Origin of the sequence: Streptomyces sp. NPDC093085 (genome assembly GCF_040683935.1) — a bacterium.
Classification (GTDB): domain Bacteria; phylum Actinomycetota; class Actinomycetes; order Streptomycetales; family Streptomycetaceae; genus Streptomyces.
Map to the genome: position 1 here is coordinate 96,094 of NZ_JBFBFB010000016.1, position 25,057 is coordinate 121,150.

Below are 25,057 nucleotides of genomic sequence, written 5' to 3' on the forward strand. Positions count from 1 at the left end.
AGCACCCGGCGGTGGAACAACCCCGTTCACGGCCCGATCACCTCCCGCAGGCGTTCCCCGAACGGGACAGGGTGCGTGGTCAGCCCGACGTGCCCGCCCGGGAAATACCGGAATTCCGCGCCAAGACGCTCGGCCAGAAAGGCGGCCGCGCGGTGGGGCAGCTCACCACGTGAGTCCTGACCACCGGCGATCACCAGGCGGTCCACCAATGCCTCCAGCCTCAGGACATCCGGCGCGTACGACATGAACGCGGGGACGATCCGCCCGACGAAATACGGCAGGCCGGCCATCGTCTGCTCGGCGCGCGCCGCCGCCTGGGGCGGAAGTTTCGGCTCCGTCTCCGGCGCTGCGGTGGCTCCGTCCCCCTTCACCCCCGCCGCGAACACAGCCATCGCCGGCATGAGCCCTTCTGTTCGGAACGTGGCCTGCACGCGCGCGAGCAGCGCACGGTGCTCGGCGGCGTCCGGCAGAACCTCCACCACAGGTGGTTCGTGCACCACGACACGTGCGAGACGGTCCGGGTGCGCGGTGAGCAGATGCAGGGCGGCGATCGCCCCCGAACTGGCGCCGAACACCCGAGCCGGCTCGCCCGGCGACAGCAGCTCCACCATCCGGAACGCGTCCTCGGCGTGCTCGGCCACATGCTGCTCGGCTTCGGGGTCGTCCAAGGGGCTGCGGGACATACCGCGCGGGTCGTACGCGGCGACCGTGTACGCGCCCGCCAGATCCTCGGCGATGCCGTCGAAGGCGGCCGCACCACCCGTCCCTCCAGGAATCAGCAGCAGAAGCGGACCCCTGCCCCGCACCTCGTAGTGCAGGGTCGCCCCGCTCACCCGCAGACTGCCGATTGTCGGACCGGCCATCAGAAATCCCCTCCTCCGGAAGCGGGCCAGTGCTCCAGGAGGGTGTGCAGGGCGTCGAGGGTCCGGATCCAGGACTGCTGCGGCGAACGCTCGTGCGCGAAGCCGCCCGCCGCCTCCAGGGCGACAAACCCGTGGAACGTGCTGCGCAACAACCGCACCGCGTCGGTCAGATCCGGCTCGGCCAGCCCGTACCCACGCAGCATGCCGTACGTCAGCTCGACCGCCCGTCGCGGTCCGGGCGCCTCCGCCGCCAGCTCGGGATCGATCCGCACCGGAAGCTGCGTCGCCATGTAGCGGCCCGGATGCTGGTGCGCGTACCCACGCCAGGCGTCCGCGAAGGCGACCAACGCATCCTTCCCGGCCCGCCCGGTCGTCGCCTCCGCGATCCGGAGGGTCTTCTCGTCCGCCGCCAGCAAAGCGATCCGCCCCCGAAGATCCTCCAGGCCACGCACATGCGTATAGAGGCTCGCGTCCTTCACCCCCAGACGCCGCGCCACCCGCGCCATGGTCACCTGCTCAAGCCCCACCTCATCCGCCAACTCCGCCCCCACAGCCGTCAGCCGCTCCGCCGTCAGCCCAGCCCGAGCCATTGCACCCTCCCAGAACCTAGTGTCCCTAGTTTTAACCTAGGTATCCTAGGGAGGCAACCGACTTCAGACCCGGCCCATGACCCCGAGCCTCCACGGACAGTGAGCAAGGTGACGCGGCGCCCACCACGCCCCCGTCGCATCCGCGCCGACGCCGAAACCGGCCGAGGCCGCGCACACCAGCGCGCTCCCTGTAGGTTCTCAGCCTCGATGTCATGCGACCGAATGGGTGACCTGCACCTTCGGCCCATTTTCAATCGGATGACATCGCCCCGGATTCTCAGTTGCGTGAAAGATCCTCTCGGCTGCGGTGCTTCCTCAGCAGACGGTCGAGAGGCGCTCGCAGGGCGGGCGAGGTCAGTTCCAGATCACGGTTGTCCCGGCCGTCGAGCATGTGGTCGAGCCAGCGTTCGTACCAGGCCAGGAAGTCGGTGGCCGACGAGACGTCGGGGCCCCAGAAGCCGTCGGCGTTGCCGGTGACGACGCGGCCGGCCAGTGGACCAGTGATGCCGAGAAGCACCAGGTCGGTGCACCCTGCCTCGATGATGTGCAGGAAGAGGTCACCTCGGTGAGGCGGGCCACCGGCGAACGTGAACCCCCGAGGGCGGCCGGGCTCGCCGCAGGGGTCCATCGTGAACAGCCGACATGACTGCAACGGCAGCAGGCCGTAGAAAGGCGAGGCTCCGCCCCCGCCCTGTGTGGTCAGGAAGCTGCGGTAGGGACCGGGCAGCTCGATGTGATGGTCGGCCTCGAACTCGGCGACCTTCGCGTCCGGCAACGGGGGTTCGAGGCGGAACCCGTGCTTCTCTTCGCCGAAGGAATGACTTCGCATCGCGGCATAGGGCACCTTGGCCAGCTTGCGTCGGATGCGGGCGATCTGGGAGTCCATGCGAACTCTTCTCTCTGTCCTCCCGCAAAGTACCTGCTCACTGGCATGGATGTCACTGCTGTGATCGCTGCCTGTAAGCCAGTTGTGCCCGGTGTCGCGCGCTGGGATCCTCCCCAGGTGACCAGCACGAGAGGTGACCAGCACGAGCACGGAACTTCGATCTGGGGCCGGACGGGACGATGCCTACTACAGCGTCCGAACCGATGGCTTCGAGGCGTTTCGGTCTGCTGGGCATGGCGGTAACCACGCGGAAGCGAAGCTGGTCACTGGGCCGGCGCGACGGGGCGAGCGCGGCCAGGTGCACCGCGTTGAGGACGGAGCTCAGGCTACGGCCCCAGCTGTCGATGCTGGTGGCACTGATCTGCCAGAGCTCCTCGCGCATCGCCTCCAGCAGTCCGCGCATCACCTCCCCAGCCAGGTGGAGAACCCGGTGTTCAAGGATTCGCAGCGCGATGGTCTCCGCGACTGCGGCGCTCGCGGCCGTTGGCGGAGCCATGGAGCCGGGCCGCTCCACGGCTCGGGATGCGAGTCGAAAGCCGGCGTCGGGCGCGAAGTGCTCGTCGGCGAGATCGATGGGCAGCAGGTTCGTGATGACGTCGGCCGAGAGGTCTGCCAACACTCGCCCCGCGACTGCTCGGATGTCCGCGAGAGCGTCGAATGCCGACGGTGGGCTGGCGGTGCAGGCACCGAAGGCGGCTGTCCCGGAGTCGATGATCTCCAGCAGCCGGTCCTGGGTGGTCAGCGCCGGATGGCCTGCGGGCAGCAGAAGCGTTCTGGCCTTGGTGAGGTCGAAGCCGCAGCCACCGGGAAAACGCTCTGCTCAGTTGTGAAGGGGATGTCGGCGTACTTCTGAAAGGGCATCGCGGAGTACGGAGATACGTGCGCCAGTCGTGGTGAGTTGGCAGTGAACGGGTCGGGCGGGATGGGGCCGGGCTGTCAGACTGCACTCGTGGCCCTCGACGATGCCTGGACGCCGGTTGGGCCGTAACCACCCCCGTGCAGACCAGGGAGGCTGCCGTTCTCCAGTGCTGGTGGCCTCGGAACCGGCCCCATCCGGCCGCACTCTAAAGGCAGGGTCTGACAAGTGGGGCCGGTGGCGTGACGGGCTCAGGTCGCGTCTGTGTCGCGCTCGATGGCGGCGATCCGATTCTTCAGCCGGCAACTGGGGCCGTTGATGGAGATGACGTCGCAGTGGTGGAGGAGACGGTCGAGGATGGCGGTGGCCAGGACCTCGTCACCGAACACCTGCCCCCATTCACTGAAGGTCTTGTTCGAGGTCAGGATGATCGAGCCCTTTTCGTAGCGCTTTGAGATCACCTGGAAGACCAGGTTGGCCTCTGCGCGTTCGAGGGGCGGGTAGCCCACTTCGTCGACCACGAGAACAGCTGGCCGCAGGTAGCTGCCGAGTTTGCTGGTCAGCCGTCCGGCGGCCTCGGTGGTCTTGACGTTGCGGACCTGTCGTCGAGGCTGGTCAAGTAGATCGAATAGCCGGCCAGACAGACCGCGACCGCGAGAGCGACGGCGATATGTGTCTTGCCCACTCCTGGCGGCCCGAGGAGGGCAGCGCTGGCCTTGGCCTCGACGAAGGAGAGGGCGGCAAGGTCTTTGTTCTCAACCAGCCTGCCGCTCGCGCTCCGCAGGCTCACGGTGATCGCTGTCGCGCTCAGCTCTGCCGCCATGAGTCAACCCCGGAACGTCGGCAGCCTCCGCGAGCGCTGCGTCCGCATCCGCGCGAGGCTCCCACGCCAGGCCGAGGGCAGGTCAACCAAACGAGTGATGGCGGTGAACAGCGGTTCTCAATCCCGTGTCAGTTCGGCCAGTCAGATGACATTGCGGCTGAGAAAATGACACGGCATTTGAGAACCTGCACACCCCGATCAGGTCTGCGCCATGTCCACGAAACGGGAGTAGTGCCCCTGGAAGGCCACCGTGATCGTCGCCGTCGGGCCGTTGCGGTGCTTTGCCACGATCAGGTCCGCCTCGCCCGCGCGCGGGGACTCCTTCTCGTAGGCGTCCTCGCGGTGGAGCAGGATCACCATGTCCGCGTCCTGCTCGATCGAGCCCGACTCACGCAGGTCGGAGACCATCGGCTTCTTGTCCGTACGCTGCTCCGGGCCACGGTTGAGCTGTGACAGGGCGATCACCGGCAGTTCCAGCTCCTTGGCGAGCAGCTTCAGGTTTCGCGACATGTCCGAGACCTCCTGCTGACGGCTCTCGGCCCGCTTCGAGCCGCCCGACTGCATGAGCTGGAGATAGTCGATGACCACCAGGCGGATGTCATTGCGCTGCTTCAGACGACGGCACTTCGCCCGGATCTCCATCATCGACAGGTTCGGCGAATCGTCGATGTACAGCGGCGCCTGTGACACATCCGGCATCCGGCGCGCCAGCCGCGTCCAGTCCTCGTCCGTCATCGTGCCCGACCGCATATGGTGCAGCGCCACCCTGGCCTCCGCCGACAGGAGGCGCATCGCGATCTCGTTGCGGCCCATCTCCAGGGAGAAGATCACGCTCGGCAGGTTGTTCTTGATCGATGCCGCCCTCGCGAAGTCCAGGGCCAGTGTGGACTTGCCCATCGCGGGACGCGCCGCGATGACGATCATCTGGCCCGGGTGCAGACCGTTCGTGAGCGAGTCGAAATCCGTGAAACCGGTCGGCACACCGGTCATCTCACCGCTGCGCGAACCGATCGCCTCGATCTCGTCGAGCGCCCCCTCCATGATGTCGCCCAGCGGCAGATAGTCCTCGCTCGTCCGCTGCTCCGTGACGGCGTAGATCTCGGCCTGGGCGGAGTTGACGATCTCGTCGACGTCCCCGTCCGCCGCATACCCCATCTGTGTGATCTTCGTACCCGCCTCGACGAGCCGGCGCAGCACCGCCCGCTCGTGCACGATCTCCGCGTAGTACGACGCGTTCGCCGCCGTCGGCACCAACTGGACGAGCGTGTGGAGGTACGAGGCCCCGCCGACCTTGCCGATCTCACCGCGCTTGACCAGCTCGGCCGCGACCGTGATCGGGTCGGCCGGCTCGCCCTTCGCATAGAGGTCGAGGATCCCCTGGAAGACCGTCTCGTGCGCCGGCCGGTAGAAGTCGTGCCCCTTGATGATCTCCACGACATCGGCGATCGCGTCCTTCGACAGCAGCATGCCGCCGAGAACCGACTGTTCCGCGTCGAGATCCTGCGGAGGTACCCGCTCGAACCCGGAGCCGCTGTCCCAGGGGCCGCTCTCGGAGCCACGGTCGTGCTGCTCCTCGCGGCCCCGGCCCTCCCCACGACGCTGCCGGGAGACGGGCAGACGGTCGCCGGGACCGGCCTCGGTCCAGGGGTCGTCCAACGGCTCGGGAATGCTCACCGGCCACCTCCTCATGTCCGCCCAGCGGACCTCGCCGTGCCACTCTTTGTACGGCACGACACTGACAAAACGAGAGGTCTGACTCCGGTTCCGGCGCGTCGGACGCCGGTCCACGGTAGGCCCGCCGGCGACGTCAGCCAATCTTGTTATCCACAGGCCGTGTGGACGAAAGACCAGATGCTGTGGAGAACTCGCGTGAACCTGTGCACGGACCGGGGGACAGCGCTGTGGACAAAGTCATAGCCACCCTTTCGCACCTACGCTGACCTGGCATTTTTCCGTCCACCGCTTGTGCAGGAGAAAAACTTTCCCGACTGGGCCAAGATCAGCGGAACCGACGCACAACCGATCCTTCACCGACGGTTAGAGTAAGGATCCTGAACGGCTTTCATCACTTACCTGTGGAAGATTGGGTTGAGCGCATGACACAGGCCCCCACAGCCTCCACGACCGGACGGCGGCGGCACGACCGGGAGATCCTCGCGCTCGCCCTCCCGGCCTTCGGCGCGCTGGTGGCCGAACCGCTCTTCGTGCTCTTCGACAGCGCCGTCGTCGGCCACCTCGGCACCCCGCAGCTCGCCGGACTGGGCATCGCGGCGGCCCTGCTGACGACCGCCGTGTCGGTCTTCGTCTTCCTCGCCTACGCCACCACCGCGGCCGTCGCCCGGCGGGTCGGCGCGGGCGATCTGCCCGCCGCGATCCGCCAGGGCATGGACGGGATCTGGCTGGCGCTGATGATCGGCGCCGCCGTCATCGCGGTCACACTGCCCACCGCCCCCTGGCTCATCGGCCTCTTCGGCGCCTCGGAGACCGCGGCCCCGTACGCCCTCACGTATCTGCGGATATCCAGCCTCGGCATCCCGGCCATGCTGGTGGTGCTCGCCGCCACCGGCGTCCTGCGCGGGCTCCAGGACACCCGTACACCGCTGTACGTCGCCATCGGCGGGTTCGGCGCCAACGCGGTGCTCAATATCGTGCTGGTCTACGGAGCCGGGCTGGGCATCGCCGGCTCCGCCTGGGGCACCGTCATCGCCCAGTGCGCCATGGCCGCCGTCTATCTGCTGGTCGTCGTACGCGGGGCGCGGCGCCACGGTGCCTCGCTCCGGCCCGAGGCGGCGGGGATACGGGCCAGTGCGCAGGCCGGGGTGCCGCTGCTGGTCCGTACGCTCTCGCTGCGCGCGGTGCTGATGATCGCCACGGCGGTCGCGGCGCGGCTCGGGGATGCCGATATCGCGGCGCATCAGATTCTGCTCTCGCTGTGGAGCCTGATGGCCTTCGCGCTGGACGCGATAGCCATAGCGGGGCAGGCGATCATAGGGCGCTGTCTGGGTGCGGGGGACACGGAGGGTGCTCGGGCGGTCTGCCGTCGCATGGTGCTGTGGGGGATCGTGTCGGGGGTGGTGCTGGGGGTGCTGCTGGTGGGCGCGCGCCCGTTGTTCCTTCCGCTCTTCACCGGGGATCCCTCGGTACGGGGGACATTGGTGCCGGCGTTGCTGGTGGTGGCGGTGACACAGCCGGTGGCGGGGATCGTCTTCGTACTGGACGGGGTGCTGATGGGGGCGGGGGACGGGCCGTATCTCGCGGGGGCGATGCTGGTGACGCTGGCGGTGTTCGCCCCGGTCGCCCTGCTCGTGCCGGTCGTGGGCGGGGGCCTGACGGCTCTCTGGTGGGCGATGGGGCTGATGATGGGCGTTCGTCTGGTGACCCTCTGGCTGCGGACCCGTTCGGGGCGGTGGCTGGTGACCGGTGCGGCGCGGTGACAAGGGGAAGCCGGGCGCTCGTTTCACGTGAAACGGGCACACGCCATGTTTCACGTGAAACCTGACACCCGACACCCGACACCCGACAGCGGGCAGCGGGCAGCGGGCAGCGGGCAGCGGGCAGCGGTGAAAACAGCGGCAAGAGGAAGCCGGGAACGAGAAGAGGGCCGTATCCCTTACGGGGTACGGCCCTCTCGTGGTGCTCTGGTGAGCGTGTCGCTTAGGCGGCGACGACCTCGATGCCGAGCTTCGCGGCGACCTCGGGGTGGAGGCGTACCGAGACCTGGTGGGCGCCCAGGGTCTTGATGGGGGTGCCCAGCTCGATACGGCGCTTGTCGACCTCGGGGCCACCGGCGGACTTGATCGCCGAGGCGAGGTCGGCCGGGGTGACGGAGCCGAAGAGACGGCCGGCGTCGCCGGAGCGGACGGCCAGCCGGACCTTCACGGCTTCGAGGCGGGCCTTGACCTCGTTGGCCTGCTCGATCGTGGCGATCTCGTGGATCTTGCGGGCGCGGCGGATCTGCGCCACGTCCTTCTCGCCGCCCTTGGTCCAGCGGATCGCGAAACCGCGCGGGACCAGGTAGTTGCGGGCGTAGCCGTCCTTGACGTCGACGACGTCGCCGGCGGCGCCGAGGCCGGAGACCTCGTGGGTGAGGATGATCTTCATGTGTCGGTCACCCTTCCCTTATCGCGCGGTGGACGTGTAGGGCAGCAGCGCCATCTCACGGCTGTTCTTGACGGCCGTGGCGACGTCACGCTGGTGCTGCGTGCAGTTGCCGGTGACGCGGCGGGCACGGATCTTGCCGCGGTCGGAAATGAACTTCCGCAGCATGTTCGTGTCCTTGTAGTCCACGTACTGGGTCTTGTCCTTGCAGAATGCGCAGACCTTCTTCTTAGGCTTGCGCACAGGCGGCTTCGCCATGGTGTTTCTCCTGTGTGATCAAGAAGTGGGGGACGACTCGCCCTAGAAGGGCGGCTCGTCCGAGTAGCCGCCGCCGGAGCTTCCGCCCCAGCCGCCTCCATTGCCTCCGCCTTGCGACTGCTGACCGCCGCCGGCCGGGCCGCTGGTGGCCCACGGGTCGTCGGCGGGTGCACCGCCGCCGCCCTGCTGGCCGCCGCCACCGGAGCCGCCGCCCCAGTTTCCGCCGCCGCCCTGCTGGCCGCCGCCGTATCCGCCCTGGCCGCCTCGGCCGGTGGTCTTGGTGACCTTGGCCGTGGCGTTCTTCAGGCTGGGGCCGACTTCTTCGACGTCCAGCTCGAAGACCGTGCGCTTGACGCCCTCACGGTCGTCGTAGGACCGCTGCTTGAGCCGGCCCTGGACGACGACGCGCATGCCGCGCTGGAGCGACTCGGCGACGTTCTCCGCCGCCTGTCGCCAGACCGAGCAGGTGAGGAACAGGCTCTCGCCGTCCTTCCACTCGTTGGTCTGCCGGTCGAACATGCGGGGAGTGGACGCGACGCGGAACTTCGCGACCGCCGCACCGGACGGGGTGAAGCGCAGCTCGGGGTCGTCGACGAGATTGCCGACGACCGTGATGACGGTCTCGCCTGCCATGGGTGAACCTCTCGGCGGGGATTGCTTCTGGCTGCTTGCTGCTACTCGGAGCCCGTGACGCTGAGCGGGAGGCTCAGTGGGTCTCGGGGCGGAGGACCTTGGTCCGGAGGACCGACTCGTTCAGGTTCATCTGCCGGTCGAGCTCCTTGACGACCGCGGGCTCGGCCTGGAGGTCGATGACCGAGTAGATGCCCTCGGGCTTCTTCTTGATCTCGTAGGAGAGACGACGACGGCCCCAGGTGTCGACCTTCTCGACCTTTCCGTTGCCCTCACGGACGACGGAGAGGAAGTTCTCGATCAGGGGGGAGACAGCGCGCTCCTCCAGATCGGGGTCGAGGATGACCATCACCTCGTAGTGACGCATGTGGAACCCACCTCCTTTGGACTCAGCGGCCACGGTCGTTCCGTGGCAGGAGGGTCGTGATGCGTGAGCAACGGTATCGGCCGCCACTGACAATCCGGCTCGACGGGCGAGGGATCGTGGTACGGGCCCTGAGCGGACCTGGGCAGACACCGGTGCAGACCGTACAGACTACCCGCAGGGCGGCTTCCTGTTGAAATCCTGCCGCCCGCGGGCGCAATCTGTACACATCGGGTGTGCGCGGCGCTACGATGCGCCGCCTCCGGCAAGGCCAGGAGGTGCCAGATGGCACAGGCAATGCGACCGAACCCCTCGACCTCCCTTTTCGCGACGGACGGGAAGCCTCATCCGGTGCAGGACACGCTGATGGTGGTGACGCTGGCACTGGGGCTGCTCGCGTTCGTCACGGCGTTCTTCCACCACCTGCATCTGATCAGTTCATGGGCGGGGCTGATCGGAATCCTGACGGGGGCGTACGGGCAGTTCATCTCCGTGACGACGCGTGAACGCTTCCTGATCATCATTGGTCTGGGTGCCTCGGCCGTCGGGTTCTTCCTGGGGATGGCGCACGGCGGCCTGTTCGGTGGAGTGATCGGGTAGGGCCGCGCCGGCCGGACCGTGCTCCGGGATCGGTCCGGGTATCTCGGCCGGCTCCGGCCGAGCGCCAGACGGGGCGCTCCTTGGGCGCAGTAGGCTTCGGCGCGAGAGCCGGAGCCCCTGTATCGATGGGGACACACCTGCCGAGGAGCGCCCCGTATGAGTCTGACCCTGAGGACCATCAGCCGTGAGCAGCATCTGGCGTACATCCAGAGTCTGCCCGCGGCGAGTCATTGCCAGGTCCCGGCGTGGGCTGATGTCAAGACGGAGTGGCGCTCGGAGAACCTGGGCTGGTTCGACAAGCACGGCGAGCTGGTGGGCGCGGGGCTGGTGCTGTACCGCCAGCTGCCGAAGATCAAGCGGTATCTGGCGTATCTCCCCGAGGGTCCGGTGCTGAACTGGTACGCGCCGAACCTGGAGGAGTGGATGCAGCCGATGCTGGCGCATCTGAAGCACCAGGGTGCCTTCTCGGTGAAGATGGGGCCGCCGGTGGTGATCCGGCGGTGGAACGCGGCCGCGATCAAGTCGGGGATACAGGATCCGGATGTGAAGCGGCTGCGTGATGTGGAGGCTTCGCACATCGAGCCGCGCGCCTTCGAGGTCTCGGACCGGCTGCGCAAGATGGGGTGGCAGCAGGGGGAGGACGGCGGCGCGGGATTCGGGGACGTCCAGCCGCGCTATGTCTTCCAGGTGCCGTTGGCGAATCGTTCGCTCGATGATGTGCTCAAAGGATTCAATCAACTGTGGCGGCGCAACATCAAGAAGGCCGAGAAGGCCGGTGTGGATGTGGTGCAGGGCGGTTACCAGGATCTCGGTGAGTGGCAGCGGCTGTACGAGATCACGGCCGAGCGGGATCATTTCCGTCCGCGCCCGCAGTCGTATTTCGAGCGTATGTGGAGCGTTCTGAACGCCGAGGACCCGAATCGGATGCGTCTGTATTTCGCGCGTCACGAGGGGGAGAACGTGGCGGCGGCGACGATGCTGATCGTCGGCGGTCATGTCTGGTATTCGTACGGCGCTTCGGCCAATCACAAGCGTGAGGTGCGGCCGTCGAACGCGATGCAGTGGCGGATGCTGCGGGACGCGTATGCGATGGGTGCGACCGTCTATGACCTGCGGGGGATCTCCGATTCGCTCGACGAGACCGATCACCTTTTCGGTCTGATCCAGTTCAAGGTGGGAACGGGCGGCGAGGCCGTGGAGTACATCGGCGAGTGGGATTTCCCGCTGAACAAGCTGCTCCACAAGGCACTCGACATGTACATGTCCCGCCGCTGACGGCAGATGTGCCCCCGGAGGTTTCCGGCGGACTCCCGGGGCGGATCCTTATCAGTGGGGTCGCCCCTCCCCACTCGTACACACCCGTACCGTACACACCCGTACGACCAGTCGTTCTTCATACTTCGCGGCACTCCGAACACACCGCGGCCGAGAGAAAGGTTCCGGACCGGCAATGGCGCTCTCCCTCTACGTCGACACCGCGCGCTGGCGGGCGCACCAGAAGTCGGTCATCGAGCAGTTCCCGGGGCTCGTCCCGGTCTGCAAGGGCAATGGCTACGGCTTCAGTCACGAACGGCTCTCGGACGAGACGACGCGTTTCGGCTCCGACATGCTGGCCGTGGGCACGATCTACGAGGCCGCCCGCATAAAGGACTGGTTCAGCGGCGATCTACTGGTGCTCACCCCGTTCCGGCGGGGCGAGGAACCGGTGCCGCTGCCGGACCGGGTGGTGCGCTCGGTCTCCTCCGTGGACGGCGTGTACGCCCTGGTGGGCGCCCGCGTGGTCATCGAGTGCATGAGCTCGATGAAGCGGCACGGCGTCAAGGAGGAGGAGCTGGGGCAGCTCCACGCCGCCATAGAGGATGTACGGCTGGAGGGCTTCGCCCTGCATCTCCCGCTGGACCGTACGGACGGTTCGGACGCGGTGGAGGAGGTCATCGCGTGGATGGACCGGCTGCGCGCGGCGCGGCTGCCGCTGCACACGATGTTCGTGAGCCATCTCGCGGCGTCCGAACTGGCGCGGCTCCAGCAGCAGTTCCCGCAGACACGGTTCCGGGCCCGGATCGGCACCCGGCTGTGGCTGGGCGACCACGAGGCGACCGAGTACCGGGGCTCGGTGCTGGACGTGACACGGGTCGCCAAGGGTGACCGGTTCGGCTACCGGCAGCAGAAGGCCGCCTCCGACGGCTGGCTGGTGGTGGTGGCCGGAGGTACGTCGCACGGGGTGGGCCTGGAGGCCCCGAAGGCGCTGCACGGGGTGATGCCCCGGGCCAAGGGCGTCGCGCGGGCCGGGCTGGCGACGGTGAACCGGAATCTGTCGCCGTTCGTCTGGGACGGCAAGCAGCGCTGGTTCGCGGAGCCGCCGCACATGCAGGTGTCGATCCTCTTCGTACCGGCGGAGGCTCGGGAGCCGAAGGTCGGGGACGAGCTGGTGGCGCATCTGCGCCACACGACGACGCAGTTCGACCGCCTCGTGGACCGCTGAGGCCGCTGAGCGCCGAGGCCACTGAGTGCCGAGACCACTGACCGCCGGAGGCCACCGGGGGCTCGCCAGAACGCCCTGGAGCCCCCGGAACCCCGGAAGGCCCCCGTTCCGCCCCGCCGGGCCCCTGGTGGCCCTCTCGGGCCGCGTCGGCCCGTACCACCGTGGCCGCGTCGGCCCCGTAAGGCGGAATCGCGGAACCGTAACGTCCGAAGGCTCCCCTCGCGACCGTACGCGGGGGGAGCCTTCCGTCGTCCCCGGAGCCGGGCCGGCCTTGACCGGCCCGAGCCGGGCCAGGGCGTGCTCAGCCGAAGTCGGGGGAGCGTTCCTGCGCGGACGGCAGGCTCTTCCGTACGCCCCATTCGAGCCTGACCCCGCCGAAGTGGGTGACGGGCGCCCCGGCCGGCTCCGGCGCGCTCCTGCCGAGGACGAAGCGGTCCTCGGCGCCGTCCAGCACGCCGCCGGAGGGGTCGTCGGTGCCGTCGGCGCGTACGCCGTCCCGCTCGGGCAGCAGGATGTCCCGTACGACCAGCGCGCACAGGTAGAGCGTGCCCAGCAGATGCAGGGCGATCGCGAGCTGGTACCCCTCGGCGGGCAGCCCCTTGTGGGCGTCTCCGCTGGTCGTGTACGCGAGATACATCCAGATGCCCAGGAAGTACAGGACCTCGCACGCCTGCCAGACGAGGAAGTCGCGCCAGCGGGGACGGGCCAGCACGGCGAGCGGGATGAGCCAGAGCACGTACTGCGGCGAGTAGACCTTGTTGGTGAGGATGAACGCGGCCACGACGAGGAAGGCGAGCTGGGCGAAGCGCGGCCGGCGGGGCGCGGTGAGCGCGAGCGCGCCGATGCCTGCGCAGGCCAGCACCATGAGCACCATGGCGTACGTGTTGACGGTGGTGACCTCGATGGACTGGCCGGTGCGCTGGGTGATGACCAGCCAGAACGAACCGAAGTCGACCTGGCGCTCCTGGCTGAAGGTGTAGAACTTCTTCCACCCCTCGGGGGCGAACACCATCACGGGCAGGTTGACCACCAGCCACGCCGCCGCCGCGCCGAACAGCGCCGTACCGTACGCGCGGTAGCGGCCCGCGCGCCAGCACAGGACGAGCAGCGGCCCCAGGATGAGCGCGGGGTAGAGCTTGGCGGCGGTGGCGAGTCCGATGAGGATGCCGAAGGCCAGCGGGCGGCTCCGGGACCACATGAGCAGGGCGGCGGCGGTGAGGGCGACGGCCAGCAGGTCCCAGTTGATGGTGGCGGTGAGCGCGAAGGCGGGCGCCAGGGCGACCAGGAGCGCGTCCCAGGGGCGGTGGCGGTGGGTGCGGGCGACACAGACGGCGATGATCACGGCGCAGATCATCAGCATGCCCGCGTTGACCATCCAGTACATCTGCTCGCGGTACTGGAGGGAGCCGCCGGGGGTGAGCCAGGACGCGACCTCCATGAAGAGGCCGGTGAGGACGGGGTACTCCAGGTACTGCATATCGCCGCTGAGCCGGTCGAAATACGGCACGAGGTTGTCGGCGAAGCCGCGTCCGATGAAGAGGTGCGGGATGTCCGAGTAGCAGGCGTGGGTGTACTGGGAGCTGGCGCCGCGGAACCAGGCCCAGTTGTAGCAGGGCAGCTTCTGCACCATGCCGAGGGCGAACATGCCGATGGCCACCAGGGCGACGACCCGTACGGGCGAGAGCCGGCCGCCGCCGGGCCAGGCCCAGCGGCCGAGGGGCCCGCCGATCAGCTCGCTGCCGGCCGCGGCGATCTCGTCCCGCCGGGTGGGCGCCACGTCCGGCCGGTCCTGGTGCACGGGGTGCACGGGGTGCTCTTCTGTGCTCGGCATGGCGCCCATCCTGCCGTATGGCGCTGTGGACACGGCGAGGGCCGCCGCACCGTACGTACGTGGTGTACGTATCCGGTGCGACGGCCCTCGCGGTGAACGGCGGCCTGTACGTCGCGCTCGCGGCGTCCTCGGCGGCTTCGGCCTCGGCGGCTTCGGCTGCCTCGGTCGGCTCGGCCGGTGGCGGCGTCAGCCTCCGTTCTGGCCTTGGATGAAGCCTCCTCCGCCGCCGTCGCTGGCCGTCTGGTCGTCGCTCGGTGAGGACGACGGGGTCTCGGCACCTCCCGCGCCGGAGTTGGTGTTGCCCTGGTTGCTGTTGCCCTGGTTGGTATTGCCGTCGTTGCCGCAGCCGAAGAGCTTGGTGCAGCTGTCCGTCGGCGTGGGCGTGTCGGAGGGCGTCTCCTCCGGGGTCTCGGACGGCGTCTCGGAGGGGGTCTCCGACGGCGTCTCCTCCGGGGTCTCGGACGGGGTCGGGGACGGGGACTCGGCGCCGCCTCCGTAGACGGCCTCACCGATGGGCTCCGGCTTGGGGAACTTCTCGGGGGTCACCCCCTTGAGGACCTCCGACATGTAGTCCTTGAAGATGTCGGACGGGAACGACGCGCCGTGGATCTTCTTCTGGCCGCCGGTGCCGAACATCTTCTCGAACTGGCGGTTGGTGTTGTTGGCGTCGTCGTCCATCCGGTACATGTCGACGGCGGTGGAGAGCTGCGGCGTGTACCCGACGAACCAGGCCGACTTGTTGCCGTCGGTCGTACCGGTCTTGCCGGCCACCTCGCGGCCCGGAATCCGCGCGTTGGTGCCCGTGCCCTTCTCGACCACGGTCTTCAGCACATCGGTGACGTTGTCCGCGATCTGCGCGGGGAAGGCGCTCGTCGCGGTCGTCTTGTGCTGGTAGATGGTCTTGCCGCCCTTCAGCACCTTGTCGACGGAGTACGGGTCGCGCTGCTTGCCGCTGGCGGCGAAGGTCGCGTACGCACCGGCCATCCGGATGGCGCTGGGGTCGGAGATGCCGAGCGAGAAGGCCGGCACGTTGGCCTTGGTGAGGGAGTCGGGGCGCAGACCCGCGTTGATGGCGGCCTCACGGACCTTGTCGACCCCGACGTCCATGCCGAGCTGGACATAGGGCGAGTTGGCGGACTCCCGCATGGCCTCGCGCAGGTTGATGTCGCCGTAGGAATGGCCGCCGTCGTTGGTCTGCAGCCACTCCTTGTCCTCTTCGTTGGTCCAGATCGACCCGTCGTACCTCCTGATCTTGAGCTTGTTGTCGCCGTTGTAGATGGCCTTGTCGGGCGAGACCGGGGTGCGCTGCTCGTCGGTCTGCTCGTCGGGGAGGCTCGGGTTGCGCTTGCCGTGCTCCATGGCAGCGGCCAGGACGAACGGCTTGAAGGTCGAGCCGACCTGGGCGCCGGTCTGGTCGGCGTTGTTGGTGAAGTGCTTGGTGGCGTCGGCGCCGCCGTAGATGGCGACGATCTTGCCGGTGGCCGGTTCGACGGAGGCGCCGCCGAACTGGACGTGGGTGTCGGTCTCGGGACGCTTCTCCGGGTCGATGTTGGCGTCGTAGACCTTCTTGACCGCCTTCTCCAGCGCCTCGACCTTCTTCTTGTTGAAGGTCGTGTGGATCTCGTAGCCGCCCGCGCTCAGGTCGTCGGCGGTGTAGCCCTGGTCGTTGTTGTTGATGAAGTTCGCCTTGGCGAGGTCGACGAGATAGCCGACCTGGCCACCGAGTTCGTTGGACTTCTTCGGCGGGTCGGGCATCGGGAACTCGGAGTACTTGGTGAGCGCGGAGGCGTCGAGCCGGTCGTCGGCCACCATCGCCTCCATCGTCGACTTCCAGCGGATCTTGGCGCGCCTGGTGTTCCCCTCGGCGGTGGCCAGGGGGTTCAGCTCGGTGGCGCCGGCCGGGTCGTAGAGCGTCGCGCCCTTGAGGAGCGCGGCGAGGAAGGCGCACTCGCTCGGGTTGAGGTCCTTGGCGTCCTTGCCGTAGTACGTACGGGCCGCGGCCTGGATGCCCCAGGCACCGCGTCCGTAGTACGACGTGTTCAGGTACCCCGCCATGATGTCGTCTTTGCTCATGTCGTTGCCGACACGCATGGCGATGAAGAGTTCCTTGAACTTACGGCTGAAGGTCTGGCTCTGGTCGCCCAGCCGCGCGTTCTTCACGTACTGCTGGGTGATGGTGGAGCCACCCTGGGTGCTCTCGCCCTTGGCCATGTTGACCACGGCGCGGGCCATCCCCTTGAAGTCGACACCGGGGTCGTCGTAGAACGTCTTGTTCTCGGCGGAGACGACCGCGCTCTGCATCGCCTTGGGGATCTGCGTGATCTCGATGATCTGCCGGTTGACCGCGCCGTCGGCCGAGGCCATCTGCGTGCCGTCGTCCCAGTAGTAGACGTTCTTCTGGGCCTCGGACGCCTTGTTCGGGTCGGGGACATCGACCATGGCGTACGCGACCGTACCGGCGGCCAGGATCCCGCCGACGAAGGCGATGGTGAGCCCGGTCGTCTGCTTCCAGGACGGCATCCAGCGCCGCCAGCCGTACTTGTTCTGGCGCGGGTAGTCGATCAGCCGCTTCTTGTACGGCTCGTCGCTGCCGTAATCGCCACCGCCGCCACCGCGACGGCCGCCGCCGCCCGAGCCATGGCCGGAACCGCCGCCCCGGCGTCCGGCGCGCTGGGCGGCTCGTCTGGCCTCGGCGCGGCCCCCGTAGGCGGGCTGCTCTCCATACGGCTCGCTCTGCGAAACCGTGGTCTCTTGGTGCGGGGCTGCACGGCGACCGGACGGCTGCTGGGCCGCACGCCTGGACGCGGCACGGCCGCCGCCTGGTGGCTGCGACTGTTTGCGACGGTGCTCGCTCATCGAACGACTACTCCTCGGGCAGGCATGTACGCCTGGAAGCGGCAGTTGAGTTCCGGTCCCCCCGAAATGAATACGGACCGGCCCTGCGTAGGGCTCATCCGGTATGCATCCGGCGAGCCGACAGTCTCGACGCGCAGGGGCGTCAAGGGGTTCCCGGTGGTCCGCATGCCGCACAGACTACGCACGGTCAAAACGCACCGAGAGCTGAAGTTCACCCTAAATCAGGCAAGTTGCATCATGAGAATCGGGGATGTGACGCCGTTCACTCAAGCCTCTCTTGTCCCTGCCATGGCCTCGCTCTATCGTCGGGATGTATCGAGCCGATACATCGGTACGGCATAAGTGTCCGGAAAGGTCTTCGGGACCGGAGAGGAGGCGAGGGTGAGCAGACGCTCGGGCATCCTTGAGTTCGCCGTCCTCGGCCTCCTCCGCGAGTCCCCCATGCACGGCTATGAGCTGCGGAAACGGCTCAACACCTCGCTGGGGATCTTCCGTGCCTTCAGTTACGGGACGCTCTATCCCTGCCTGAAGACGCTGGTCGCCAACGGCTGGTTGATCGAGGAGCCGGGCAGCGCCCCGGAGGAGGCGCTCGCCGCCTCCCTCGCGGGGCGCCGGGCGAAGATCGTCTACCGGCTCACGGCGGACGGCAAGGACCACTTCGAGGAGCTGCTGTCGCACACCGGCCCCGACGCCTGGGAGGACGAGCACTTCGCGGCTCGCTTCGCCTTCTTCGGGCAGACGGAGCGCGAGGTGCGCATGCGGGTGCTGGAGGGCCGTCGCAGCAGGCTGGAGGAGCGCCTGGAGAAGATGCGCGCCTCGCTGGCCCGTACCCGTGAACGGCTCGACGACTACACGCTCGAACTACAGCGTCACGGCATGGAGTCAGTGGAGCGCGAGGTGCGCTGGCTGAACGAGCTGATCGAGAGCGAGCGGGCGGGGCGGGATCAGATGCGGTCCGGCCCCCGGGAGCCCGCCGAGCGGGAAGGCACATCGGGAGCAGCGGACGGCCTGCCCCGGCACCGGGACGACGCGTCTCCCGGGGGTACGCCCCCGGGACGTCCCGGACCGCCGGATCCGTCCGCCGGCCCCACCACCTGAGGCCCGCATCTCCGCGGGGCCTCGTCACGTAGCTGAGAACACACAGGGAGCAACCGCAATGGGTTCGGTTCGCGTAGCCATCGTCGGCGTGGGCAACTGCGCCGCCTCGCTGGTGCAGGGTGTCGAGTACTACAAGGACGCCGACCCGGCGGGCAAGGTACCGGGGCTGATGCACGTCCAGTTCGGCGACTACCACGTACGGGACATCGAGTTCGTGGCCGCGTTCGACGTGGACGCGAAGAAGGTCGGCCTCGACCTCTCGGACGCCATCGGCGCCAGCGAGAACAACACCATCAAGATCTGCGACGTGCCAGCATCGGGCGTCACCGTCCAGCGCGGCCACACCCTCGACGGTCTGGGCAAGTACTACCGCCAGACGATCGAGGAGTCCCCGGAGGCGCCCGCCGACATCGTCCAGACCCTCAGGGACAAGCAGGTCGACGTCCTGGTCTGCTACCTGCCGGTGGGCTCCGACGACGCCGCGAAGTACTACGCGCAGTGCGCCATCGACGCCAAGGTCGCCTTCGTCAACGCCCTCCCGGTCTTCATCGCCGGCACCAAGGAGTGGGCGGACAAGTTCACCGAGGCCGGTGTCCCGATCGTCGGCGACGACATCAAGTCGCAGGTCGGCGCCACCATCACCCACCGGGTGATGGCGAAGCTCTTCGAGGACCGGGGCGTCGTCCTGGACCGCACGATGCAGCTCAACGTCGGCGGCAACATGGACTTCAAGAACATGCTGGAGCGCGAGCGCCTGGAGTCCAAGAAGATCTCCAAGACGCAGGCCGTCACCTCCCAGATCCCCGACCGCGACCTGGGCGCCGACAACGTCCACATCGGCCCGTCCGACTACGTCGCCTGGCTCGACGACCGCAAGTGGGCCTACGTCCGCCTGGAGGGCCGTGCGTTCGGCGATGTCCCGCTGAACCTGGAGTACAAGCTGGAGGTCTGGGACTCCCCGAACTCCGCGGGCGTGATCATCGACGCGCTGCGCGCCGCGAAGATCGCCAAGGACCGCGGTATCGGCGGCCCGATCCTCTCCGCCTCGTCCTACTTCATGAAGTCGCCGCCCGTGCAGTACTTCGACGACCAGGCGCGTGAGAACGTCGAGAAGTTCATCGCGGGCGAGGTCGAGCGCTAACAGCGGACACCGCACCACGCGGACGCCGTACGGAGCGGACGTCGCAGGAGGCGGACGCCGTACGAGAAGGGGCACCGGGCCGGTCGGTCCGGTGCCCCTCTCGTCGCTCCGGTGCCCCCCTCGTCGGTCCGGTGCCCCTCTCGTCCGCGCCGTCGGGGCGTATGTGACGCTGGCCCACATGCCTGTCGTACGGGATCTGCGCCTGCTCCTGAGCCTCAAGGACTTCCGCCGGCTGCTGGCGGTCCGGCTGCTCTCCCAGACGGCCGACGGCGTCTTCCAGGTCGCGCTCGCGGCGTACGTCGTCTTCTCCCCCGAGAGACAGGCCTCGCCCGGGGCGATCGCCTCCGCGATGGCGGTCCTGCTGCTGCCGTACTCGCTGGTCGGCCCGTTCGCCGGGGTCCTCCTGGACCGCTGGCAGCGCCGCCAGGTCTTCCTGTACGGCAACCTCGTGCGCGCCCTGCTGGCCGGGTGCACCGCCCTGCTGATCCTCGCCTCCGTGCCCGACTGGCTCTTCTACGCCTCGGCGCTCGCGGTGACCGCCGTCAATCGGTTCGTCCTCGCCGGCCTCTCGGCCGCCCTGCCCCGGGTCGTCGACGACGAGCGCCTCGTCCTGGCGAACGCGCTCTCCCCCACCGCGGGCACCCTCGCCGCGACCGCGGGCGGCGGGCTCGCCCTGGCCGTACGGCTCTCCGCCTCCGGCTCTGACGCGGCGGCGATGGCGCTGGGCACCGCCCTCTACGCCGCCTCGGCGCTCACCTCGCTCCTGCTGTCGCGCGGCCTGCTCGGCCCCGACCGGATACCCGGGCGCCCCCGGCTGGGCGCCGCACTCGCCTCCACCGCGCAGGGGCTCGCCCAGGGCGTGCGCCATCTCGGCGAGCGGCGCGCGGCGGCCGAAGCGCTGGCCGCGATGACGGTGATGCGCTTCTGCTACGGGGCGCTGACGGTGATGGTGCTGATGCTCTGCCGGTACGCCTGGACGGCGCGGGAGTCCGACGGGCTGGCGCTGCTCGGGGTCGCCCTCGGTATCTCCGGGGCCGGGTTCTTCACGGCGGCGCTTCTCACCCCGTGGGCGGCGGGCCGGCTCGGCCCGCACCGCTGGATGGCGCTCTGCGCGACCGCGGCGGCGGTGCTCGTACCGGTCCTCGGGCTGTCGTTCGCGCTCGCGCCGATGATGGCCGCCGCGTTCTTCCTCGGGCTCACCACCCAGGGCGCGAAGATCTCCACCGACACGGTGGTGCAGACGTCGGTGGACGACGCGTTCCGTGGCCGGGTCTTCGCCTTCTACGACGTTCTGTTCAATGTCGCCTATGTGGGCGCCGCCGGAGTGGCCGCACTGATGCTGCCGCCGGACGGCCGGTCCACGCCGCTGGTACTGCTGGTGGCACTTCTCTACGCGGGCGCCGCCGCGGCCCTGACACGACGGAGGCGGTGTTTCACGTGAAACACCGCCTCGTGGAAGCTGCGGGGAGGCGATGTTTCACGTGAAACATGCCCCGCCCGCTCTCACCCCTGGGCCGTCGCCCACCACTTCTTGAGCGCGGCCACGGCCTCGCCCTTCTCCATCGGGCCGTTCTCCAGCCGCAGCTCCAGCAGGAAGCCGTAGGCCTTCCCGATCACCGGACCGGGGCCGACATCCAGGATCTCCATGATCTGATTGCCGTCCAGGTCCGGCCTGATGGCATCGAGCTCCTCCTGCTCCTGGAGGTGGGCGATGCGCTCCTCCAGACCGTCGTACGCCTGGGAGAGCGCGGTCGCCTTGCGCTTGTTGCGGGTGGTGCAGTCCGAGCGGGTCAGCTTGTGGAGCCGGTCCAGCAGCGGGCCCGCGTCGCGTACATAGCGGCGGACCGCCGAGTCGGTCCACTCGCCCGTCCCGTAGCCGTGGAAGCGCAGATGCAGCTCGACCAGGCGCGAGACGTCCTTGACCATCTCGTTGGAGTACTTGAGCGCGGTCATCCGCTTCTTGGTCATCTTCGCGCCCACCATCTCGTGGTGGTGGAAAGAGACCCGTCCGTCCTTCTCGAACCTCCGGGTCCGGGGCTTGCCGATGTCGTGCAGCAGGGCGGCCAGCCGCAGAACCAGGTCCGGGCCGCTCTCCTCCAGGTCGATGGCCTGCTCCAGGACGGTCAGCGAGTGCTCGTAGACATCCTTGTGGCGGTGGTGCTCGTCGCTCTCCAGCCGCAGCGCCGGCAGCTCGGGCAGGATCCGCTCGGCGAGCCCGGTCTCGACGAGCAGCGCCAGCCCCTGGCGGGGGTGGGGGGCGAGGATCAGCTTGTTCAGCTCGTCCCGCACCCGCTCGGCGGAGACGATCTCGATACGTCCGGACATGTCGTTCATGGCGGCAACCACGTCCGGGGCCACCTCGAAGCCGAGCTGGGCGGCGAAGCGCGCGGCCCGCAGCATCCGCAGCGGATCGTCGGAGAACGACTCCTGAGGGGTCCCGGGCGTGCGCAGCACCTGGGCCGCCAGGTCCTCCAGACCCCCGTGAGGGTCGATGAAATCCTTCTGGGGGAGGGCCACGGCCATCGCGTTGACCGTGAAGTCCCGGCGGACGAGATCCTCCTCGATGGAGTCGCCGTAGGACACCTCGGGCTTCCGCGAGGTCCGGTCGTACGCCTCCGACCGGTAGGTGGTCACCTCGATCTGGAAGCGCTGGTCGGCCTCCCCGACCCGGGCGTCCTTCTGGCAGCCGACCGTCCCGAAGGCGATCCCGACCTCCCACACCGCGTCCGCCCAGGGCCGCACGATCTTCAGCACGTCCTCGGGGCGGGCATCGGTGGTGAAGTCCAGGTCGTTGCCGAGCCTGCCCAGCAGGGCGTCCCTGACCGAGCCGCCGACCAGGGCGAGCCCGAAGCCGGCTTCCTGGAAGCGGCGCGCGAGATCGTCGGCGACGGGGGAGACCCGCAGCAGTTCACTGACCGCGCGGCGCTGCACCTGGCTGAGGGCACTGGGGTTGTCTTCATTGGCTTTCGGCACAGCAGAAAAGGGTACGTGCCGTGACCCATCCGGTCGTCCCGGTTTCCGGGCCACCCGTCGATTCACGGGTTTCCCGCCGCCCATGAGATTCTTCCGATCATGTGGGGCGGTCCCCAGCACTTCGCCTCAGCGCACATCGTTACCATGCGTGGACGCAGCAACGACAACCACCGACGGCAGCAGACGAGGGACGGGCGAGCGCGTGGCCGAGGCGGCAGACTTCCAGGGGACGGGCCATTCTCCTGCCCGCCGATGGCTGCGGCGTACAGCCCCTCTCCTCGCCGGGGTGCCGCTCCTGGCGACTCTGCTGGCCGGTACGCCGGCCACCGCCGCCCCGACGGCCCCCCAAGCCCCCCGGACCCCGCAAGCCCTTCAGGCCTCCGAGGGCCGTACGGTCCGTGTGGCGCTCGACACACTGGCGCCCAGCGCCCCGGTGAAGGGCGACACCCTGACCATCTCGGGAACGGTCACCAACACCGGCAAGACCGCCGTGACCGACGCGCAGGTGGATCTCCGTGTCGGCCCCCGGATGGCCGGCCGGACGGCCATCGACGACGCGGCGGCGCGTACCGGCGTCTCCGGCGACGTGGCCCCGCTCGGCGGCGCGTACAAGGTGACCATCCCCGAGCTGCCGGCCGGCATCCCCCAGGACTTCGCCCTCTCCGTGCCCGTGAGCAAGCTCGGGCTCGACGAGGACGGGGTCTACCAGCTCGGCGTCTCGGTGACCGGTCGGACCCCGGCCGCCCCGTACGACCGGATCCTCGGCATCCAGCGGACCTTCCTCCCCTGGCAGCCGGACCGGACGGACAAGCGCACCCAGGTCACCATGTTGTGGCCGCTGATCTCCACCACCCACCTCTCCGCCGAAACCGGGCGCGACGATCAGCAGACCCCGGTCTTCGAGAACGACGACCTGGCCGAGGAGCTGGCGTCCGGCGGACGTCTTGAGCAGATGGTCTCGCTCGGCTCCCAGTCCCCCGTGACCTGGGTGATCGACCCCGATCTGATCGCCACCGCCGACGCCATGACCAGAAACTACCGGGTCAGGAGCGGCGACACGACGGTGCCGGGGCGCAACCAGGCCGTGGCCGTCAAGTGGCTCGACTCGCTGGAGAAGGCGGTCAAGAACGCCAAGGTCGTCGCGCTGCCGTTCGCCGACCCGGACCTCGCCTCGCTCGCCCACCGCGGCAAGAGCGTCTCCGGCGCCCTCAGCAACCTCCAGCCGGCCACGGACGTGGCCGACGACACCGTGGAGACCGTCCTCCACGTCAAGCCGTCCGTGGACTTCGCCTGGCCCGTGGAGGGAGCGATCGACCCGTCGATCGTCGACGTGGCGACCTCCGCGGGCGCCCACAAGGTCATCACCCGCAGCGACAGCCTCCAGGACAACCTGCCGTACACCCCGAACGCCGCCCGGCCGATCGGCGGCGGCACCACGGCCGTCGTGGCGGACTACCGGCTCTCCACCGCCTTCCAGGACGACATGGCGACATCGAGCAGCTCCACGCTCGCCGTCCAGAAGTTCCTGGCCCAGTCGCTCGCCGTCACCCTCCAGGAGCCCGAGAACCAGCGCACCGTGGTGGTCGCCCCGCAGCGGACCCCGACGGCGGCCCAGGCCCAGTCGATGGCGCGCGCGCTGCGCGCCTTGGACGCCGAACGCTGGACGGAGCCGACGGACCTGATCGCCGCGGCCGCGGTGAGCCCGGACACGGACGCCACCACAAAGGTGCCGAGCGCCGCCCGCTACCCGAAGAAGCTGCGCGCCCAGGAACTGCCGGCCAAGACCTTCCTCGACATCAAGAACACCCAGGACCGGTTCGACAAGTTCAAGGCCATCCTCAGCGCGCCCGACCGGGTCGCAGCGCCCTTCGGGAACGCGATCAGCCGGGCGATGTCGACATCCTGGCGCGGCGAGCCGGCCGAAGCCCAGCAGTACCGGGACACCGTCGACACCTATCTCCAGAGCCTCACCGACGAGGTACGGCTCATCCCCAAGTCCGTGCTCACCCTCTCGGGGCGCAGCGCGACCATCCCGGTGACCGTCCAGAACCAGCTCCTCCAGGGCGTACAGAACCTGGTGCTGCGGCTGAAGTCGGACAACCCGACCCGGCTCCGGCTCGACGGCGATCTGGCGGTCGCCGAGCGGCCGATCAAGATCGACGGCGGGCACAGCCAGTCGGTGAAGTTCACCGGCGCGGGCAACGCCAACGGTCCGGTGCAGGTGACCGCGCAGCTCTACACGGTGGACGGCAAGCCCTACGGCGACCCGATGACCTTCCAGGTGAAGGTCTCGGAGATCACGCCGACGGTGATGCTCGTCATCGCGGGCGGTGTGCTGCTGCTGGTGCTCGCCGGGGTGAAGATGTACAGCCAGCGCAAGCGGGCCGTGGCCCGCAAGGCCGGCGCCGCTGCCGCGGACGGCGGCGACGGCACCACCGGTGACACCCCGGTGGACGGCGACGGCGGCCCCCGGGACGGTGACGGCGACCGGGACGGTACGGACGCCACCGGGCCGGGAAACGGCGGCCCCGCCCCGGACGGCGCGGGCGCCACGGGCGGCGGCCAGGACACGCACGGCACGGAGCGGACGGCCGGACCCGAGGCCGCCGAGGGCACGGATCCCGGGCAGCCGAGTGACCCGACACCGGACACCGGTCGGGAAAGCACGGACGCGTCGGGCGCGGGTGAGAAAGTGGACCGTTGAGCGA

General features: G+C 68.8%; 20 protein-coding genes and 1 pseudogene. 8 read left to right on the forward strand and 13 right to left on the reverse strand.

The genetic code is table 11. The annotated features are described in order from the left end of the window. Nucleotides 1–26: 26 nt before the first annotated feature. The 6 genes and pseudogenes from AB0O07_RS31610 to dnaB form a co-directional block, all read right to left on the reverse strand. Nucleotides 27–863 carry an alpha/beta fold hydrolase gene (locus AB0O07_RS31610; protein ID WP_365639816.1) on the reverse strand — a complete coding sequence of 279 codons (837 nt, stop codon included), beginning with the start codon at nt 861–863 and terminating at the stop codon, nt 27–29. After that, a complete protein-coding gene (locus AB0O07_RS31615) occupies nt 863–1,453 on the reverse strand; it encodes a WHG domain-containing protein (protein WP_365639818.1) in 591 nt (196 codons plus the stop codon). Before AB0O07_RS31615 ends, AB0O07_RS31610 begins: the two co-directional genes overlap by 1 nt. Nucleotides 1,454–1,730: 277 nt before the next feature. Next, a complete protein-coding gene (locus AB0O07_RS31620) occupies nt 1,731–2,339 on the reverse strand; it encodes an SMI1/KNR4 family protein (RefSeq protein ID WP_365639821.1) in 609 nt (202 codons plus the stop codon). A 52-nt stretch (nt 2,340–2,391) separates the two neighbouring features. Beyond that, the gene (locus tag AB0O07_RS31625) at nt 2,392–2,955 is read right to left on the reverse strand and encodes a hypothetical protein (protein ID WP_365639823.1); all 564 of its coding nucleotides are present in this window, start codon (nt 2,953–2,955) and stop codon (nt 2,392–2,394) included. Nucleotides 2,956–3,446: 491 nt separating this feature from the next. Further along, nucleotides 3,447–3,946 (reverse strand): annotated as a pseudogene (locus tag AB0O07_RS31630) (ATP-binding protein); the annotation flags it as partial. A gap of 270 nt (nt 3,947–4,216) precedes the next feature. Continuing rightward, nucleotides 4,217–5,707 (reverse strand): replicative DNA helicase, encoded by a 1,491-nt coding sequence (gene dnaB / locus AB0O07_RS31635; RefSeq protein WP_365639954.1) that lies wholly within the window; start codon nt 5,705–5,707, stop codon nt 4,217–4,219. Between the two features lie 407 nt (nt 5,708–6,114). Here dnaB and AB0O07_RS31640 point away from each other — a divergent pair, with 407 nt between their 5' ends. After that, complete coding sequence (locus AB0O07_RS31640; protein WP_365639826.1) at nt 6,115–7,452, forward strand: MATE family efflux transporter; 1,338 nt, start codon at nt 6,115–6,117, stop codon at nt 7,450–7,452. A 220-nt stretch (nt 7,453–7,672) separates the two neighbouring features. Here the strand turns inward: AB0O07_RS31640 and rplI are convergent, their stop codons facing one another. The 4 genes from rplI to rpsF all read right to left on the reverse strand — a co-directional run bounded on the left by rplI (nt 7,673) and on the right by rpsF (nt 9,371). Then, nucleotides 7,673–8,119, reverse strand: coding sequence for a 50S ribosomal protein L9 (rplI, locus tag AB0O07_RS31645; protein ID WP_365639828.1), 447 nt, complete (start codon nt 8,117–8,119; stop codon nt 7,673–7,675). An 18-nt stretch (nt 8,120–8,137) separates the two neighbouring features. After that, entirely contained in the window at nt 8,138–8,374 is a 237-nt protein-coding gene (gene rpsR, locus AB0O07_RS31650; RefSeq protein WP_003967857.1) for a 30S ribosomal protein S18, read from the reverse strand. A 42-nt stretch (nt 8,375–8,416) separates the two neighbouring features. Further along, nucleotides 8,417–9,007: a single-stranded DNA-binding protein gene (locus AB0O07_RS31655; RefSeq protein WP_365639829.1), complete on the reverse strand. Its 591-nt coding sequence runs from the start codon at nt 9,005–9,007 to the stop codon at nt 8,417–8,419. Between the two features lie 73 nt (nt 9,008–9,080). Continuing rightward, a complete protein-coding gene (gene rpsF, locus AB0O07_RS31660) occupies nt 9,081–9,371 on the reverse strand; it encodes a 30S ribosomal protein S6 (RefSeq protein ID WP_006604399.1) in 291 nt (96 codons plus the stop codon). A 282-nt stretch (nt 9,372–9,653) separates the two neighbouring features. Between rpsF and AB0O07_RS31665 the strand changes: the two genes are divergently transcribed. The 3 genes from AB0O07_RS31665 to AB0O07_RS31675 all read left to right on the forward strand — a co-directional run bounded on the left by AB0O07_RS31665 (nt 9,654) and on the right by AB0O07_RS31675 (nt 12,450). Next, complete coding sequence (locus tag AB0O07_RS31665; protein ID WP_365639831.1) at nt 9,654–9,968, forward strand: hypothetical protein; 315 nt, start codon at nt 9,654–9,656, stop codon at nt 9,966–9,968. Nucleotides 9,969–10,124: 156 nt separating this feature from the next. Then, nucleotides 10,125–11,243 (forward strand): peptidoglycan bridge formation glycyltransferase FemA/FemB family protein, encoded by a 1,119-nt coding sequence (locus AB0O07_RS31670; protein ID WP_365639833.1) that lies wholly within the window; start codon nt 10,125–10,127, stop codon nt 11,241–11,243. A 175-nt stretch (nt 11,244–11,418) separates the two neighbouring features. Further along, a complete protein-coding gene (locus AB0O07_RS31675) occupies nt 11,419–12,450 on the forward strand; it encodes an alanine racemase (protein ID WP_365639835.1) in 1,032 nt (343 codons plus the stop codon). Between the two features lie 301 nt (nt 12,451–12,751). Here the strand turns inward: AB0O07_RS31675 and AB0O07_RS31680 are convergent, their stop codons facing one another. Then, nucleotides 12,752–14,281, reverse strand: a complete 1,530-nt coding sequence (locus tag AB0O07_RS31680) for a glycosyltransferase 87 family protein (RefSeq protein WP_365639837.1) — start codon at nt 14,279–14,281, stop codon at nt 12,752–12,754. A 186-nt stretch (nt 14,282–14,467) separates the two neighbouring features. After that, a complete protein-coding gene (locus AB0O07_RS31685) occupies nt 14,468–17,137 on the reverse strand; it encodes a transglycosylase domain-containing protein (RefSeq protein WP_365639840.1) in 2,670 nt (889 codons plus the stop codon). Between the two features lie 381 nt (nt 17,138–17,518). Between AB0O07_RS31685 and AB0O07_RS31690 the strand changes: the two genes are divergently transcribed. The 3 genes from AB0O07_RS31690 to AB0O07_RS31700 all read left to right on the forward strand — a co-directional run bounded on the left by AB0O07_RS31690 (nt 17,519) and on the right by AB0O07_RS31700 (nt 20,817). Continuing rightward, a complete protein-coding gene (locus AB0O07_RS31690) occupies nt 17,519–18,235 on the forward strand; it encodes a helix-turn-helix transcriptional regulator (protein ID WP_365639843.1) in 717 nt (238 codons plus the stop codon). A gap of 58 nt (nt 18,236–18,293) precedes the next feature. Further along, entirely contained in the window at nt 18,294–19,376 is a 1,083-nt protein-coding gene (locus AB0O07_RS31695; protein ID WP_365639844.1) for an inositol-3-phosphate synthase, read from the forward strand. A 178-nt stretch (nt 19,377–19,554) separates the two neighbouring features. Then, nucleotides 19,555–20,817, forward strand: a complete 1,263-nt coding sequence (locus AB0O07_RS31700; protein ID WP_365639847.1) for an MFS transporter — start codon at nt 19,555–19,557, stop codon at nt 20,815–20,817. Between the two features lie 62 nt (nt 20,818–20,879). Here AB0O07_RS31700 and AB0O07_RS31705 read toward each other — a convergent pair whose 3' ends face one another. Next, on the reverse strand, nt 20,880–22,349 hold the full coding sequence (locus tag AB0O07_RS31705) for a CCA tRNA nucleotidyltransferase (RefSeq protein WP_365639849.1): 1,470 nt from the start codon (nt 22,347–22,349) through the stop codon (nt 20,880–20,882). A 202-nt stretch (nt 22,350–22,551) separates the two neighbouring features. Between AB0O07_RS31705 and AB0O07_RS31710 the strand changes: the two genes are divergently transcribed. Then, nucleotides 22,552–25,053, forward strand: a complete 2,502-nt coding sequence (locus AB0O07_RS31710; RefSeq protein ID WP_365639956.1) for a DUF6049 family protein — start codon at nt 22,552–22,554, stop codon at nt 25,051–25,053. Nucleotides 25,054–25,057 lie beyond the last annotated feature (4 nt).